Origin of the sequence: Bacillus cereus group sp. MYBK216-1 (assembly GCF_051916495.1) — a bacterium.
Classification (GTDB): domain Bacteria; phylum Bacillota; class Bacilli; order Bacillales; family Bacillaceae_G; genus Bacillus_A; species Bacillus_A thuringiensis_K.
Genome location: NZ_JBQAGT010000008.1, coordinates 12,842 through 29,022 on the forward strand (window position 1 = coordinate 12,842; position 16,181 = coordinate 29,022).

The window sequence follows — 16,181 nt, forward strand, 5'->3', positions numbered from 1 at the left end:
TATTTTTGTCACTTTACTCAGCAGTGATTACAAACTGATCATAATATTTTTCATTCACATATATATTTAATAACCATAATCCAGATGAAGGTAGTGACATAGTGAGAGGGAGTTCGTTTGTAGTAGAATCGATTGTATTTGAAGTAGTCCAAGTTTGTTTGGAAGTTTCTTTTTGAAAGAGTACTTGTGTCGGAGTTACAGATCCTTGTTTTAGCGCAATAATAGACAATTTTCCAGTTGGTATTTCAGAATCTAGAAAGTACCACATTATTTCATTTTGTTCATTTGCGATAATAGGATTATCAGCCATTGCGATTTTTCCTTCGACGCCTTTTAAAGGTATTTTTCCGTCTATGAATGAGGGGGCTTCTTCCCAATTTACATCTTTTAAAACACTAAGGTGAAAGAAGGAAGGTGCGTTCACTTGGGTGGATGACGTTGCGACAGCTTCAGTTTTAGATGCTTTTGAATCAGATTGTGCTTGTGTGCATCCAGTGATGAGAAAGGAGAGAAGTAGCATAGTTCCGATTTTTTTCATGGTGCCACACTCCTAGTTTTTATTGTTAGTGTAATTGTATTTGCTAGAAGGCGGGACAATTCCTTTAAAGTATAAAAAGAGGTCGTAAGTTTTGTACGACCTCTTTTGACATTTTTTATCCCGTAAAAGCCCGATTGGTGTAGGTTAATAATTAGTGGGAGATAGCCCCAACTAATTAAAGTTTCACATTATACTTGTTCAGTTGTATAGGGTGGTTCGGTTTCTTTTTGAGGCATCGTCAAAAAAATAACGGACAGAACGATACATACGCCGCCTAATAATTGATATGTTCCAAAAGATTCATTTAGCCAAGTGATTGAAACGATGGCAGCTACAAGGGGTTCAATGCTAGATAAAATGCTTGTTTCTGTTGCTGCTAAATATTTAAGACTACCGATATATAGAAGGAAAGAAAGGGTACCACTAATAATGATAAGAATAAGCATAGAAAAGGTTTTTAGTGTAAGAGTTTGTGAAAATTGATTCCACCCGAATGAACGATTATAAATAAGTAGTACAATTCCTCCGATTAACATCCCCCAACCAATTACTACAGTTGTCCCGCATTCTTTAATGAGAGAAGCCGGATGAAGGGTATAAAATGCAAATCCGATTGCTGTTAATAGTCCAAAAATAATAGCTTCTTTGGATAAAACAATATTTTCAATTGAGCCATTTGTAATAATAAAGTATGTTCCTATTAGCGCGGCTATAATTGCGAATAGTTGCATGGGAGCAGGGAATTTTCTTTGTTCAAATGCAACATACATGGTAATAAGAACAGGACCTAGAAATTGAAATAGCGTTGCTGTGACTGCATTACTAATATGAACCGTTTCGATAAAGGCGTATTGCGCACCAAGCATGCCGAGAATAGAGAAAATAATAAGTTGTATAGAATATCTAGGGTGTTTCCAAATTTGAAATATGTTTTGTTTCTTTATAAGTAAGAAAGACAAAATAAATATTCCTGCAAGCAACAATCGAATTGTTAAAAAATCAATTGAGGATACATTAGTATGCTGAAATAGCCACTGAATCATTGGACCAGATAATCCCCATAATGTAGCCCCTGTAATAATCATAATGAGTCCGATACGTTTAACATTGTTCATTATCATGTTTCTCCTCTCCAGTATTTGATTTTTTATGTGTGACATGATAAAAGGAATTATATATAACTTCTGGTACTGTAAAAAGTATCAGATTTTAGTTTTATTAAGGGGTCAGATATTATGTTAGAATTAACGCCTAATTTAAATATGAATAGTAAAAAGGCATTATATGTGCAATTGTATGAGTATATAAAAAAAGAAATTAAAGATGGATCGATTGTCCCTTTTACGAAATTACCAGCTAAGCGAAAGTTAGCGATACATTTACAAGTAAGTAAAAATACAGTAGAGGCAGCGTACGAACAATTACTTGCAGAAGGTTATATTGAGCCGATATCGAGAAAAGGTTATTTTGTATGCAAGATTGAGCAAATGGTTCATGTAGAGGATAGCGGAGAGAGAATAGAAGAAGTACCGTTTCAGGAGAAGAGTTATAAATTTGACTTTACACAAACAGGAATTGATACAAATGCTTTTCCATTCAATATGTATCGGAAAATTGTAAATGAAGTATGGCAGCCGCATAATAACGAACTTCTCTTTCTAGGACACCCTCAAGGGGAAGCGAGCTTAAGAGAAGAGATTACGAATTATTTGTATGAATCTAGAGGTGTGCGTTGTTCAGCTAGTCAAATTGTATTAGGAGCGGGAACACAAATATTAGTGAAACTATTGTTTCAATTGTTAAAGGGAAGCAATTATGCAGTTGAAAACCCAGGGTATCATAGGAAGATGGTTGTTTTTGAACAGGGAGAAGCAAGAGTCCAAATGTTATCTTTAGATAGAGATGGAATTTGTATTGCAGATTTAGAAAATAGCAATGCGAATGTTGTATTTGTTACACCTTCCCATCAGTTTCCAAATGGAATGATTATGCCTATTACGAGAAGGATGCAGCTTTTACAATGGGCAAAGAAAGAAGAGGGCAGGTATATTATTGAAGATGATTATGATAGTGAATTTCGCTATTCTGGAAAGCCTATACCGGCGCTGCAAGGGTTAGATACAGAGGGGAAAGTTATTTATATGGGGACGCTATCTAAAGCATTATTGCCATCGCTACGGATGAGCTATATGGTGTTGCCGAAGAAATTAATTAAAAAGTATCAACAGCAATATTTATTTTATACACAAAGTGTTTCAAGAATGGACCAAGAAGTGATTAGAAGATTTTTAAATGAAGGCTATTGGGAAAAACATATTCATAAAATGCGTGTCGTCTACCGAAAGAAGAGAGATCGACTTGTTTTTGAAATAGAGAAGTATTTCTCTAATCGTGTTGAAGTGATAGGAGAAGATTCGGGATTACACATTTTATTAAAAGTGCATAATGGAATGCGGGAAGAAGAATTAATTCAAGAAGCTGCGAAATATAGTATCAAAATATATCCTGTGTCTACGTACTATAAAGATGGTACGGCGCCTGAGAATGTAGTTTTGCTTGGGTTTGCGATATTATCAGAGGAAGAAATTGCGAAAGCGATTCAATTATTACACAAGGCATGGTTTACAAGAAAGTAAAAAACATCCTCCAAACATGAGGATGTTTTTTATTATTTATTTTCATCTAAGAATAAGACCATATGCTCTTCGTCCCAATATTGTCCGTTATATTTTAATGAACGTTCTTGTACACCGAATGTTTTAAAACCTAATGACTCATAAAGTTTTTTTGCTCCATCGTTGCCAACAACAACATCAAGCATAACTTGTTCTACTTCTAAAGATTTAGCAAGTTCAAGACATTCTTTAATAAGTGCTTTTCCTGCTCCAAGTCCGCGTGCTTTTGGAGAAACATATACAGAACCGATTTTAGCTTTATGTTCTTGTTTTACATATGGTTTCGTTTCCAGTGTTGCAACCCCGATTAATTTCCCATCTTTAAATGCACCTAGCGTATAGTTTTCATCTTGTGCTAATTTTTGTGCTTTATATTCAATCGCACACTCTTTATTAATAATATCTTCATAAGAAGAGCTGAATGCTTCAGGGTTTTGCTTTAATCCTTCTACGCGAAGTTCTAAGTAAATTTCTGCTTCGTCTTTTGTTAATACATGGATATCCAATTATATCACCCTCCAAATCTTTGACAAATGTATCTTTATTTTATATTGAAATAAGAATAATTTCAAAAGCTTAGCTTATATAAGCTGTTTTTATGAACAAAATAACACCAGTAGTGTTTACTACTACTGGTGTTTTCACACGCATATTATTCAAAAGGTATATCGATTATAAAGTTTGTTCCCGCTCCTAATTGGCTTGTTACTAGAATAGAACCGTTATGCAATTCTACAATTTCTTTTGCAACAGCTAGCCCGATACCTTTTCCGCCTGTAGCTCGTGTTCTGGATTTATCAACACGATAAAAACGGTCAAAAATATGCGGGATATCTTGTTCAGGAATACCTTCACCTTCATCTTGTACACTTATTGTAAAAGAATCTGTTTCCATGAGTACACGTATCGTAATGGATGTGTTTTCTGGCGAATGTTGATAAGCGTTGTGTAATAAATTTAACATAACTTGTTCCATACGTCTTTCGTCTATGCAAACTTCTAAATCATCTTTGCAATATACATGAAGTTGCATTTGCTTATTTGTTAATGTTGTTTTTGTTTTTTCTACCATTCGTTCTAAAAATGGCTGAAGAAGCACTTTTTGTTTTTTTATAACAAATTGGTGTTGTTCTAATTGTACAAGCATAAATAAATCTTGGACGAGATCGGTTACACTATCCGTTTCATCCTCAATGATTTGTAAGTATTCTTCTCGCTCCTCTTTTGTTAAAGAGTCTCTCTTTGCTACCTTCGCATAACCTTTCATATAGGTCAATGGAGTTAATAGTTCATGAGCGACACTAGCGAGAAATTCATTGCGCTCTTTTTTCATATACGTAAGTTCACTCGATAAATCTTCAATTGTTTTTGCTAAACTTCCGAGTTCATCATTTCGTTTAATACCTAATTGAATTGGCTTGTTTAATTTTGACATTTTTTCTGTCGCTCTCTTCATTTTTACAAGTGGTTCTGTAATAACGCGTGAAAAAACAAAGACAGAAATTGTTGTTAAAATAATTGTTAAAACGCTAATGATAAGAAATTGGTTCATGAGTTTAAGTAACATATTTTCTAGGAAAGATGTTTTTAATAACATATATAGCTTTCCTTGAAACTTTGTTGTGTTAAGTGGGCTTACTGCTGTGATGAACTTTGATTTTTTCCAGTTCCTTTCAACGACCAACCCGCCGTCTGGGACAGTTTCTGTTTTACAAGTAAGTTGTTTTTGCATATCTTTTGTTACGGGTTCTGAGGTGGAAATAATTTTGCCGTTATGGTCAGTAATAATGATAGCTATATCGGAGTTAGAAATTGATTCCGATTCAACTAAGTGTGCAGCCTCATTCGTAATATCGAACTCAGGGTACACAGGACGTTTAGGATTTTTATTATGTTCAGCGTGTTTCATTTCTTTATAATATTCATCCCGTCTCTCGCGGCTTTTAATTTTTTTACTATAGCGATTACCTTTCTCTAAAAGAGCATCTGTTTCCTCTTCAATACGTATTTTTGAAAGGCTTTTATAAAAAGATACGAAAGCAATTGTTTCAATACATAAAGCTAATATTAAAAAGTATGTCCCAATTTTAAGGGAAAGTTTACTCATTTTTTCACCATACCTTATCCATAATAAAGAGTCAGTGGTATACGATTTCCCACTGACCGAAGTAATTATTCACTTTTCCATTTATATCCGACTTTATAGACCGTTTCTAGGTAATCTTCAATCGGAAATCCTTTTTTGCGTAGTTTATCACGGATATTACGAATGTGTGAATCAATTGTTCTATATTCGATATCTGTTTCATAGCCCCAAATTTTTTCGATTAAATCATCTCGGCTATAAGCTCGGTTTGTATTTTGCAAAAATAGTCCGAGTAACGAAAATTCGATAGGAGTTAGCGAGATTTTTTCATCATAAACTGTGACAGTATGTTTCGTTTTATCCCACTCAATACCATTGAAACTAACAAAACCATCTTTTTTTGTACGGCGTAATATAGCCTCGATTCGTGCGACTAATACATGCTCATCAAATGGTTTTGTAATATAATCATCTGCGCCCATCGTGAGGCCTTTCACCATATCGTAGTTTTGGTTGCGAGCTGTTAACATAATGATAGGAACGTTGGAAATTTGACGGATTTGATAGCAAGTATCCCATCCATCCATACTTGGCATCATAACATCTAATAAAATAATATCGAATTCTTTTTGTTCGATTAAATTTAGTGCTTCAAGGCCAGAGGTAGCTTTCATGCAAAAATAGCCGCGAGGGCTTAAGAACAGATCTAATAATCGTAACATACGTTCTTCATCGTCTACTAATAAAATTTTTACCATAATCTTGTGCACCCCAAACTGTTCATTCTACTTATATAGTTTACATGAAAATAATAAAAAACTCTTTTTATGTGATTGAGTGGAAGAGTTATTTTTCGCTCAGAGTAATTGACATAAAAAATGCACTAGTTTTGCACAACTATTTTTTATAATAGAAAACGTAGCGACACAAAATACCCTATGTTGCGACATAACGTCATGTCATTTTATTTATAAAATGACAATTCCATTCTATTGTGTATGTGAGATAGAGAGGGTTTTCGTATTCACCTCGCATCGGATAAGAAAAATTTCCTATCTCACACTTTTTTTAAAAAGGAGATCATACACATGAATCCAAAAGAAGAAATTTCAAAAAAAGAAAAGCAAGATCGTAATACGGTTGTCATGTGCGTTGCCGTATCTATGGTTATTATTATAAGTTGCGTAAATAAAATTTTGGGGATTTTATAATATAAAAAAAGCTGATTGCTTCTTAAGAAGCAATCAGCTTTTTTCATTGTTAGGGGAGTATTTCTATTATGCCTTTCGAGAGGACTCCGTAAGTGAAGGTGGTGAGGTGAATCGAAAAAAATATTCTATTTTCAAAAAAAAGAGGGAACATACGTTCTTTTTTGCTATAATATCCTTAACAAGGGGGTGAATAAAATGACAAAGGAAAATCCATCAAACTATAAAACTCTTCAAATTTGGATTAAAAAAGGGCATCGTATGTATTCTTATTTTCAAGAATGTTGTCATAATGCTAAGAACATGTACAACACCACAAACTTTTATATACGTCAGGTGTACACTGGATTAACACAAGAAAAAGAGTTGCAGCCTTTGCAAAAAGAAGTTCTGGATAATATTCATAAAAATATTGGTAAGATGAATGACACACAACTTCTTGCCTATCAGAAGAAATTGGAAAAAGAGAATTTAAAGCCTAAAGAAGAACAGAAAGAGATTAAATGTAATTTGTTTTCAGAACCTAATTTTGAAAAACCTTATGTAGATTACAACTTTCTAGATGCACTATTTAAGGCTATGATTCAAAATGATTATCGAGCTTTGCCTACGCAATGTAGCCAGTCAATCATGAAAGGTTTGTTCCAAAATTGGAAATCTTTTTTTGCTAGTTTAAAAGACTATAAAAAGAATCCAAACAAATATGCTGGAATGCCTAGGATTCCAAAGTATATTCGTTCTTCTGAAAAAGAGATTCTGTATACAAACCAAGATTGCATCATTAAAAACGGTAGATTTTTAAAGTTTCCAAAGACGAAATTGCAATTAAATATTGGGAAACTAGGTTTCACTGAAGGTAAACTGAAACAAGTTCGTGTGATTCCAAAATACAATGAATATGTAGTGGAATTGGTAATTGATGTTCCTTCTGAACAACAAATGATTGAAGAGAATGCTCGTTATATGAGTATTGATTTAGGGATTGATAACCTTGCAACCATCGTAACAAACACAGGTATGAAACCTGTCCTTGTTAAGGGCAAACATGTCAAAAGCATAAATCAATATTACAATAAAATGAGGAGTCATTTTACAAGTATTCTTAGAAATGGAAAACAAACTAATAAAGGACCTTTTACTTCTAAAAGGATAGAAAAACTTCATCAAAAACGTTACTTGAAAATAAAAGATGTCTTCCATAAAGTTAGTCACCACATCGTAAAACTAGCTCAAGAAGAAGAAGTTTGTAAAATCGTTATTGGTCAAAACAAAAGTTGGAAACAAGAAACGAATATGGGAAAAAGAAATAACCAATCGTTTTGTTATATCCCGCATAATTTACTGATTCAAATGATTACATACAAAGCAAATGCTGTAGGCATTCAAGTTGTTGTAACTGAAGAATCATATACATCGAAAGCAAGTTTTCTGGATAACGACTTCATTCCAACGTATGGAGAAAATGACCAAAATACAACTTTTTCAGGAAAACGAATAGAGCGCGGCATATATCGTTCAGCAAATAAAACTTTAATTAATGCAGATGTAAATGCTGCGGCTAACATTTTACGAAAAGTAATCTCAAATGCATGGACAAATGGGATAGAGGGGTTAGGCATGAAACAGCTCGCTAATGTGTTAACTCCCCTGACGTTAATCATCCGTTAGGTCGAAACGTTAGAAACCCCCACTTCAAGCTTTGCTAAGTGGGGGAGTGTTCATATGATAAACCAAGGTAAAATTGCTAATCCAGAAGTTACAATTGCTGTAGTAAATATTAAAAGCATAGCTCGTTTGTTTTGTTTCATGTCACATTCTCCTCTACATATCAAGTACATGCGATCAGCGTGGGATGTAGTTCCCCACTGAGTAAAGTTTCACTTTATATTTTTAGTATAATGAATGGAAAGGTTTGGTACGATCGATAAAGGTGACATGAAGATTACATTGTTGTAATGAAAAAACATCTTTCTTATTAAGAAAGATGCTTTTGGAAAACTCCCCCACTGAGTAAAGTTTCACCTTATATTGAAGTATTAATCATTTAAGAACAGAACCATATGTTCCTCGTCCCAATATTGACCGTTATGTTTTAATGAACGCTCTTGTACGCCGTAAGTTTGGAAACCTAATGACTCATATAATTTTTTTGCTGCATCGTTACCAACTACAACATCGAGCATAAGTTGTTCTACATGTAATTTATCGGCATTTTCAATAATTGCTTTAATTAGAGCTCGTCCTGCTCCGAGACCACGTGCTTTTGGAGAAACAAAAACGGAGCCAATTTTTGCTTTATGTTCTTGTTTAATAAATGGTTTTGTTTCTAAAGTAGCGATACCAATTAAATCATTATCTTTGAAGACACCTAGAGTATACTTATCCGGATTGCTTAATCGTTTAGCCATAGCAGCCACAGGATTTTCATGTTTAAGAACATCTTCATAAGAAGAGCTAAAAGCTTCCGGATTCTTCGTTAAACCTTCCATACAAACTTTTAAATATATTTCTGCGTCCTCTGTTGTTAATAAGCGAATTTCCATAGTTGTAACCTCCCTGGTGGATTTCAAATAAATCCATTACTTTTATAAGATTGAGTATATGTTTTGTTAGTATTCTCTTTTAATTTGTAAAAGAATGAAAAGATATATGCTACAATGTTCTGTTTTAATTATGTAATGAAATTATATATTAACTTTGTTAACTATTCAAGTGTTTAATATGTTACATTTTTATAACTAAAATAACTCCTCGATTGAGGAGTTATTTTTTAAACATTGGATTGATAGCCATCAATTCGTTTTGGATGTGTGTAAATATTACAAGATTCATTTCTAATAAACCCTACGACTGTAATGCCTAAATCATGGGCAAGTTGCAATGCCAGTTTTGTTGGAGCGGATTTAGATAGAACAATTTCACATCCGATTTTTGAAACTTTGAGTAAAATTTCGGATGAAATACGTCCGCTAAATGCGATGATTTTTCCTTTAATCGATATATCGTTACGCAAACAATGACCATATATTTTATCTAATGCATTATGTCTTCCAATATCCATTCTTGATAGGAGGATATTGTTTCGATCACATAGCGCGGTATTGTGAACACCACCAGTTTGGCGAAAGGTAGTGGAAGATTGTTGTAAAGTATTCATTAAGTAAAAGCATTCTTCAGGAGTAATTTTTACATGTATATCATGTAAGTCTTTTGCTTTTGCTGCGTCGTTTACGAAAATAAAACCTTGTCTACCTTTTCCGCAGCAAGAAGTGATGTATCGTTTATTATATAAAGTTTGATAGAGCGGATTCACTTTTGATGATTTTACATGGACAATTCCGTTATCTTTTTGAACCCATAGTTCTTCAACATCTTTATAGGAAGAAATAATCCCCTCAGAAATTAAAAAACCAATTACCATATCTTCAATATAATTTGGTGTGCATACGACTGTTACATATTCTTCACCATTCAACTTAATAGTAATAGGAGATTCTGTAACAATCTCATCAAGCTGTTTTGAAAATGTACCAGATTGATAGCGTACAATTGTATAAGTCTCTTGCGTAGGCCCCATATTAAATTCCCCTTTTATATGTATTTCTCTCCCATATTTATCATAAAACAATGGAAAAAATAAAAACACCTATTAACAAGAAGATCACAGATTATTTTGGTTATTATTGTATATGTACGATATAATAGAACTGTAGAATAGTGATAATTTCAAGCTTTCGTAGTTATACCTTATAACATCTAGAATCGACTTCATAAGAAAGTATTTGGGTAGAGCGTTTCAAAAATATGTACAGTAATGCGATTTTGAAAACGGATTCATAATTGTTTTGTACAGTTGGTTGTAAGGAGAGGGGAAACTATGGCAGAACAGACAGTCCGTGTAACCGTCGATGGTAAAGAATTTTCTGCATCAGGTGAAAAGACGATACTACAATTATTTAACGAGAGTAATTTGGAACATCCTCAAATTTGTCATGTACCAGAAGTAGATCCAATTCAAACTTGTGATACGTGTATTGTAGAAGTAAATGGGAAGTTAATGCGTGCTTGTTCAACGAAATTAGAGAATGGTATGCATATTGAAAGACAGTCCCAGCGTGCAAAAGAGGCACAGACTGAGGCAATGGATCGGATATTAGAGAATCATTTATTGTATTGTACTGTTTGTGATAACAATAATGGTAACTGTAAAGTCCACAATACAGTACATATGATGGGGATTGAGGAACAGAAATATCCGTATGAGCCGAAAGTAAGTGCGTGTGAAGTGGATATGTCACATCCATTTTATCGATATGATCCAAATCAATGTATTGCTTGTGGGCAGTGTGTAGAAGTATGTCAAAACTTACAAGTGAATGAAACTATATCGATTGATTGGAGCTTAGACCGTCCACGTGTTATATGGGACAATGGTGTAAGTATAAATGACTCATCTTGTGTAAGTTGTGGGCAGTGTGTAACAGTATGTCCATGTAATGCGTTAATGGAAAAAACAATGCTGGGTGAAGCTGGATTCATGACAGGATTGAAACCGGATGTGTTAGACCCGATGATTGATTTTGTAAAGGATGTAGAACCTGGATATAGTAGTATTTTAGCAGTTTCAGAAGTAGAGGCTGCGATGCGTAAGACGAAAGTGAATAAAACAAAAACAGTTTGTACATTTTGTGGTGTAGGTTGTTCATTTGAAGTATGGACGAAAGACCGCCACATTTTGAAAGTACAGCCTGTTTCAGATGCGCCGGTTAACGGTATTTCCACATGTGTAAAAGGCAAATTTGGATGGGATTTTGTAAATAGTGAAGATCGCATTACGAAGCCATTAATTCGCCAAGGAGATATGTTTGTTGAAGCTTCATGGGAAGAGGCTCTTGAAGTTGTTGCATCCAATATGCAGCATATTAAATCAGAATATGGAAGTGATGCATTTGGATTTATTTCTTCTTCGAAAGTAACGAATGAAGAAAATTATCTTATGCAAAAACTAGCCCGTCAAATATATGGAACGAATAATGTAGACAACTGTTCCCGTTATTGTCAATCTCCAGCAACAGACGGTTTATTTAAAACTGTCGGTATGGGCGGGGACGCTGGAACAGTGAAAGATATTGCGGAAGCAGGCCTTGTCATTATCGTTGGAGCAAATCCAACAGAAGGACATCCTGTACTTGCAACGCGTGTAAAACGTGCACATAAATTACATGACCAAAAATTAATTGTGGCGGACCTTCGTAAACATGAAATGGCAGAGCGTGCGGATTTATTCATTCATCCTCGCCAAGGAACTGATTACGTATGGCTCGCTGGTATTACGAAATATATTATTGATCAAGATTGGCACGATAAAAAGTTCATAGCTGAAAATGTGAAGAATTTTGATGAATATAGCAAAATGGTAGAAAAGTATACGCTTGATTATACAGAAGAAATCACGGGGATTTCGAAAGAAAATCTGAAAGAAATGGCTCGTATGGTATATGAAGCAGATGGTACTTGTGTGCTTTGGGGAATGGGTGTAACGCAAAATACGGGAGGAAGTACAACTTCAGCAGCAATTTCAAATCTATTGCTTGTTACGGGTAACTATCGTCGTCCTGGTGCAGGAGCATACCCATTACGCGGACATAATAACGTACAAGGCGCTTGTGATATGGCAACATTACCAAACTGGCTTCCGGGTTACCAAGCGGTTTCAGATGATGCGCTCCGTGCGAAATTTGAAAAAGCATACGGTACTACAATTCCGAAAGCACCAGGCTTAAATAATATTGCAATGTTACTTGCGGCAGATGAAGGAAAACTGCGTGGTATGTATGTTATGGGTGAAGAAATGGCTTTAGTAGATTCGAATGCCAACCATGTACAACATATTTTAGCGAATTTAGATTTCCTTGTTGTTCAAGATATGTTCTTATCGAAAACAGCTCGTTTTGCTGATGTTATTTTACCGGCAGCACCAAGCTTAGAAAAAGAGGGAACATTTACGAATACAGAGCGCCGTATTCAAAGATTATATGAAGTATTGAAGCCGCTTGGTGATTCAAAACCAGACTGGTGGATTTTACAAAAAGTAGCTCGTGCACTTGGCGGGGACTGGAATTATGAAAGTCCAAGTGAAATCATGGATGAAATCGCATCGCTTGCACCTTTATATTCTCAGGCAACATACAATCGTTTAGAAGGATGGAATAGTTTATGTTGGGGTAGCCATGATGGTAGCGATACACCGCTATTATATGTGCATGGATTTAACTTCCCAGATAAACTAGCTCGTCTATCATTAGATGAATGGGTACCACCAGTTGTAGCGCCAGATGAGTATGATTTACTTTTAAATAATGGACGTATGTTAGAACATTTCCACGAAGGAAATATGACGAATAAATCGGCTGGTATTTTATCTAAAGTATCTGAAGTGTTCGTTGAAATCTCGCCTGAACTTGCCCTAGAGCGCAATGTGAAAGATGGTGGCCTTGTAGAATTAGCATCACCATTTGGGAAAATTAAAGTACAGGCACTTGTTACAGATCGTGTAACGGGGAAAGAGCTATATTTACCGATGCATGCAACGGTAAATGAAGAGGCAATCAATATTTTAACTGGAACGGCGACAGATCTTTATACGTGTACACCAGCGTACAAACAAACGATGGTAAAGATGCGTGTACTACGTGAAAAAGGGAATCGTCCGTTACCATCTTCAAACCCGAGAGATAAAAAGCGTAATCCGCAAAACGGTGTTGAAATCGAGCAAAAATGGCAAAGAAAACAATACGTATCACTTGTGGACTAGGGGGCGGAGATAGTGGCGAAAGAAATTACTATAATTAAAAAGAAAGTTGTAACAGAGGAAGAACAGAAACAGCAATTAGCAGATGAACTTCTAAATGAGCTATCTAATAATCGTGAAGCAGTAGAAGAAACGATGCAGCTTTTAGCACAGTTGCAGAAGGCTGGTATATTAGATGCAGCGATTAGTTTACTTGCTGCGAAGGAAGATGTTTCAAAAATCGCTGTGGAGCAATTAAATCGTGAACCAGTTAAAAATGCACTCAACAATATGATGGGGGCAGGAGAAGCGTTATCTTCAGTTGACCCAGAAATAACGAAGCAAATTACGTCCAGTTTAGTTACAGGATTGCAATTTGCAACAGATGAATTAAATAGTGGTAAAAAAACAAAAGTGATGGATTTCTTTAAAGTATTAAAAGATCCAGATATCAATAGAGCTATTACATTCGGTTTTAGTTTCTTGAAAGCATTTGGACAAGGGCTAGAGAAAAAATAGAATAAATGAAAAAGTGATGGGAAGTAGCCATCACTTTTTTCATTATATGTATAAGAGTGTTCATGTTAAGCGGAATATATTATTATTAAAAAGATGGATTAGAACTGGAAATATGGAATCCATCTCAAATATCGTTTTAGAATGTGGAGGAATATATGCAACACCGTAAAAAACTATCTATACCAGGAGTAATAGGACATTCCTTTCAAACAGTTAAATTTGCTTTTTGGAATGTATTAACTTTTCAACTTGCTTATAAATTATTAGCAGCGATTGTGTTTGTTCCACTATTTGGAATCATTTTTAATAAGTTATTGTATTTTGGTGGTTATGCAAATGCGACAAATGATGAATTATTAGCGTTTTTAAAGACGCCTTATGGGATCTTAGCAATCGTAATTTTATCATTGTTAGCACTGTTTCTTATCTTTACAGAATTTGCGGTGCTTATTATTATTTCGTATTTCGCTCATAAAAGACAGAAGGTGAAATTACGTCCGATTTTATATAAAACGGTAACGTATTTACCTACTCTTTTCACATATTGCTTACCAGGATTTATTTTATATGCTGTCGTATTGTTGCCTCTTTTAAATATGGGATATGAAACGGCATTAATCCCACAAATTCAAATTCCTAACTTTATTACAGGAGAACTGTTTAAGACAACGATGGGACAAGTTGGTTATTACACGTTCTTTGCTGTAGTCGCGTATTTGAATCTTCGATGGATTTTCGTTCTACCTATTGTTGTTTTAGAGCAAAAACCATTTCGCGTGGCAGCACGTAAAAGTGCAACTTTAGTAAAGGAAAGCTTTTTTAAAGTACTATTCTTTTTAGTAGGGTTTTTTATTTCAATTGGAATTGTATATGTCGTGTTTTTAGGAATATATTTATTGTGTCTATGGGGTGTTTATGAATTTACAAACCCGAAAGGAACATTTGCATTATTAGCTGAATCAACGATTTCTGTATTTTTAACGAGCACATTGTATTTATTCAGCTTTATCGTGACGCCATTTTATATTATGGCGATTACGCGATTATACTTACAAAAGGTACCGGTTGAGGATGTTTTATTAGAAGAAGGATTAGATTATTCGAAAACGAAAGCAGATAAATGTTTCTTCCAAAAACATCGTTGGAAATTTATTGGCGTATATATTGTAGGGATTATTACTGCGGGAATGGTAGTTGCCTTCATTGTGACCTTTATTACAAACACATATAAAGAGCCAATTATTATGGCTCATCGTGGTTATATTTCAAAAGGTGTAGAGAATACGAAAGAAGCTGTGCAGGGAGCTATTGATGCGAAAGCAGATTATGCTGAAATTGATGTACTGCAAACGAAAGACGGTGAACTAGCAGTTATACATGATTTGAAGCTAAAACGTCTTGCCAATGCTAATGTTCATGTTTCGGATTTAACGATGGACGAGTTAAGACAGCTTACTCTTAGTCAAGATGGGTTTTCAGGACAAATAAGTACACTTGATGAAATCATTAAGCTGGCTAAGGGAAAAATCAAACTTAATATTGAAGTGAAGCTTCATGGTGGCGAAAAAGATTTTGTAAATAAAGTATTAAAAACGATTAAAGATAATGAATTTGAGAAGCAATGTGTTATTCAAACGTTACATTACCCGCTTATTAAAGAGTTTAAGCGTGCAAATTCAGATATAAAAGTCGGATATATACTGTATGCAAGTAGAGCCAACTTAAAGAATGTGAAGGCTGACTTTTACGTAGCAGAAGAATATATGTTAAATAAGAAGCTAGTAAAAGAAGCAAGGAAGTTAAACAAGCCAATTTACGTATGGACGGTAAATGATATGGAAAGTTTAAAGGGATATTATAAATTAAACGTAGATGGTATCATTACCGACTATCCTGAAGATGCACGTGAAACAATTAAGATGTTAAAAGAGCAAGAAGCGGAAGAAAGTGATCTGTTTGATAAAATTACTGAAACGACAGACGATTTATTTTCTAAGTTATTTATAAGTTACCCAGCTGCTAGCTAAATGCTAGCAGTTGTTTTTTTGTGAAAAGAATATATTTCTAAAGTATTGAGTAAAGTAATAACTGTATATGTATACGTTATCGCTTAGGTTTCTTACATTGTTACATTATTGTCAAATAATAAATGATTGCTGTTTATTTTGAAGAGGTATAATAAAAATAGAGTGAAAGATAATGGAATGACACGAAACCCCTAATAGAATCAATGTTTTTTATATTTACACTATTCTAAATATAAAAACTTTAGGAAAATGGTATGTTAGCGTTTTCATAACTTTTAAGTTATGCTAGAATAAGGACATAAGTTATTAATTATTACAAAAAGAAAAAAGACTTTCTT

General features: G+C 34.4%; 13 protein-coding genes. 6 read left to right on the forward strand and 7 right to left on the reverse strand.

What is annotated here, in order from left to right; all coding sequences use genetic code 11:
- Nucleotides 1–13 precede the first annotated feature (13 nt).
- The gene (locus ACTFRH_RS23375) at nucleotides 14–538 is read right to left on the reverse strand and encodes a DUF4871 domain-containing protein (protein WP_000719689.1); all 525 of its coding nucleotides are present in this window, start codon (nucleotides 536–538) and stop codon (nucleotides 14–16) included.
- A 188-nt stretch (nucleotides 539–726) separates the two neighbouring features.
- Nucleotides 727–1,653, reverse strand: a complete 927-nt coding sequence (locus ACTFRH_RS23380; RefSeq protein ID WP_001067022.1) for a DMT family transporter — start codon at nucleotides 1,651–1,653, stop codon at nucleotides 727–729.
- Between the two features lie 120 nt (nucleotides 1,654–1,773).
- On the opposite strand from ACTFRH_RS23380, the gene pdxR reads away from it, so the two are divergent.
- Nucleotides 1,774–3,174 (forward strand): MocR-like pyridoxine biosynthesis transcription factor PdxR, encoded by a 1,401-nt coding sequence (gene pdxR, locus ACTFRH_RS23385; RefSeq protein ID WP_000891869.1) that lies wholly within the window; start codon nucleotides 1,774–1,776, stop codon nucleotides 3,172–3,174.
- A 32-nt stretch (nucleotides 3,175–3,206) separates the two neighbouring features.
- Here pdxR and ACTFRH_RS23390 read toward each other — a convergent pair whose 3' ends face one another.
- From ACTFRH_RS23390 to ACTFRH_RS23400, 3 genes are all read right to left on the reverse strand, one after another.
- Nucleotides 3,207–3,719, reverse strand: a complete 513-nt coding sequence (locus ACTFRH_RS23390) for a GNAT family N-acetyltransferase (protein ID WP_000351212.1) — start codon at nucleotides 3,717–3,719, stop codon at nucleotides 3,207–3,209.
- Between the two features lie 146 nt (nucleotides 3,720–3,865).
- A complete protein-coding gene (locus ACTFRH_RS23395) occupies nucleotides 3,866–5,320 on the reverse strand; it encodes a HAMP domain-containing sensor histidine kinase (protein ID WP_000041020.1) in 1,455 nt (484 codons plus the stop codon).
- Between the two features lie 65 nt (nucleotides 5,321–5,385).
- Nucleotides 5,386–6,057 (reverse strand): response regulator transcription factor, encoded by a 672-nt coding sequence (locus ACTFRH_RS23400; protein ID WP_000238960.1) that lies wholly within the window; start codon nucleotides 6,055–6,057, stop codon nucleotides 5,386–5,388.
- A gap of 330 nt (nucleotides 6,058–6,387) precedes the next feature.
- Between ACTFRH_RS23400 and ACTFRH_RS23405 the strand changes: the two genes are divergently transcribed.
- A complete protein-coding gene (locus tag ACTFRH_RS23405) occupies nucleotides 6,388–6,510 on the forward strand; it encodes a hypothetical protein (protein WP_001068392.1) in 123 nt (40 codons plus the stop codon).
- A 195-nt stretch (nucleotides 6,511–6,705) separates the two neighbouring features.
- Nucleotides 6,706–8,175, forward strand: coding sequence for an RNA-guided endonuclease InsQ/TnpB family protein (locus ACTFRH_RS23410; protein WP_440048814.1), 1,470 nt, complete (start codon nucleotides 6,706–6,708; stop codon nucleotides 8,173–8,175).
- A gap of 368 nt (nucleotides 8,176–8,543) precedes the next feature.
- Here ACTFRH_RS23410 and ACTFRH_RS23415 read toward each other — a convergent pair whose 3' ends face one another.
- Nucleotides 8,544–9,050: a GNAT family N-acetyltransferase gene (locus tag ACTFRH_RS23415; RefSeq protein ID WP_000405883.1), complete on the reverse strand. Its 507-nt coding sequence runs from the start codon at nucleotides 9,048–9,050 to the stop codon at nucleotides 8,544–8,546.
- Nucleotides 9,051–9,277: 227 nt separating this feature from the next.
- Nucleotides 9,278–10,084 carry a formate dehydrogenase accessory sulfurtransferase FdhD gene (fdhD, locus tag ACTFRH_RS23420; RefSeq protein WP_000529231.1) on the reverse strand — a complete coding sequence of 269 codons (807 nt, stop codon included), beginning with the start codon at nucleotides 10,082–10,084 and terminating at the stop codon, nucleotides 9,278–9,280.
- Between the two features lie 300 nt (nucleotides 10,085–10,384).
- Here fdhD and fdhF point away from each other — a divergent pair, with 300 nt between their 5' ends.
- The 3 genes from fdhF to ACTFRH_RS23435 all read left to right on the forward strand — a co-directional run bounded on the left by fdhF (nucleotide 10,385) and on the right by ACTFRH_RS23435 (nucleotide 15,843).
- Nucleotides 10,385–13,321, forward strand: coding sequence for a formate dehydrogenase subunit alpha (fdhF, locus tag ACTFRH_RS23425; RefSeq protein ID WP_000840685.1), 2,937 nt, complete (start codon nucleotides 10,385–10,387; stop codon nucleotides 13,319–13,321).
- Between the two features lie 12 nt (nucleotides 13,322–13,333).
- Complete coding sequence (locus ACTFRH_RS23430; RefSeq protein WP_001040507.1) at nucleotides 13,334–13,816, forward strand: DUF1641 domain-containing protein; 483 nt, start codon at nucleotides 13,334–13,336, stop codon at nucleotides 13,814–13,816.
- Nucleotides 13,817–13,971: 155 nt separating this feature from the next.
- On the forward strand, nucleotides 13,972–15,843 hold the full coding sequence (locus tag ACTFRH_RS23435) for a glycerophosphoryl diester phosphodiesterase membrane domain-containing protein (RefSeq protein WP_001164702.1): 1,872 nt from the start codon (nucleotides 13,972–13,974) through the stop codon (nucleotides 15,841–15,843).
- The last annotated feature ends 338 nt before the right edge of the window (nucleotides 15,844–16,181 follow it).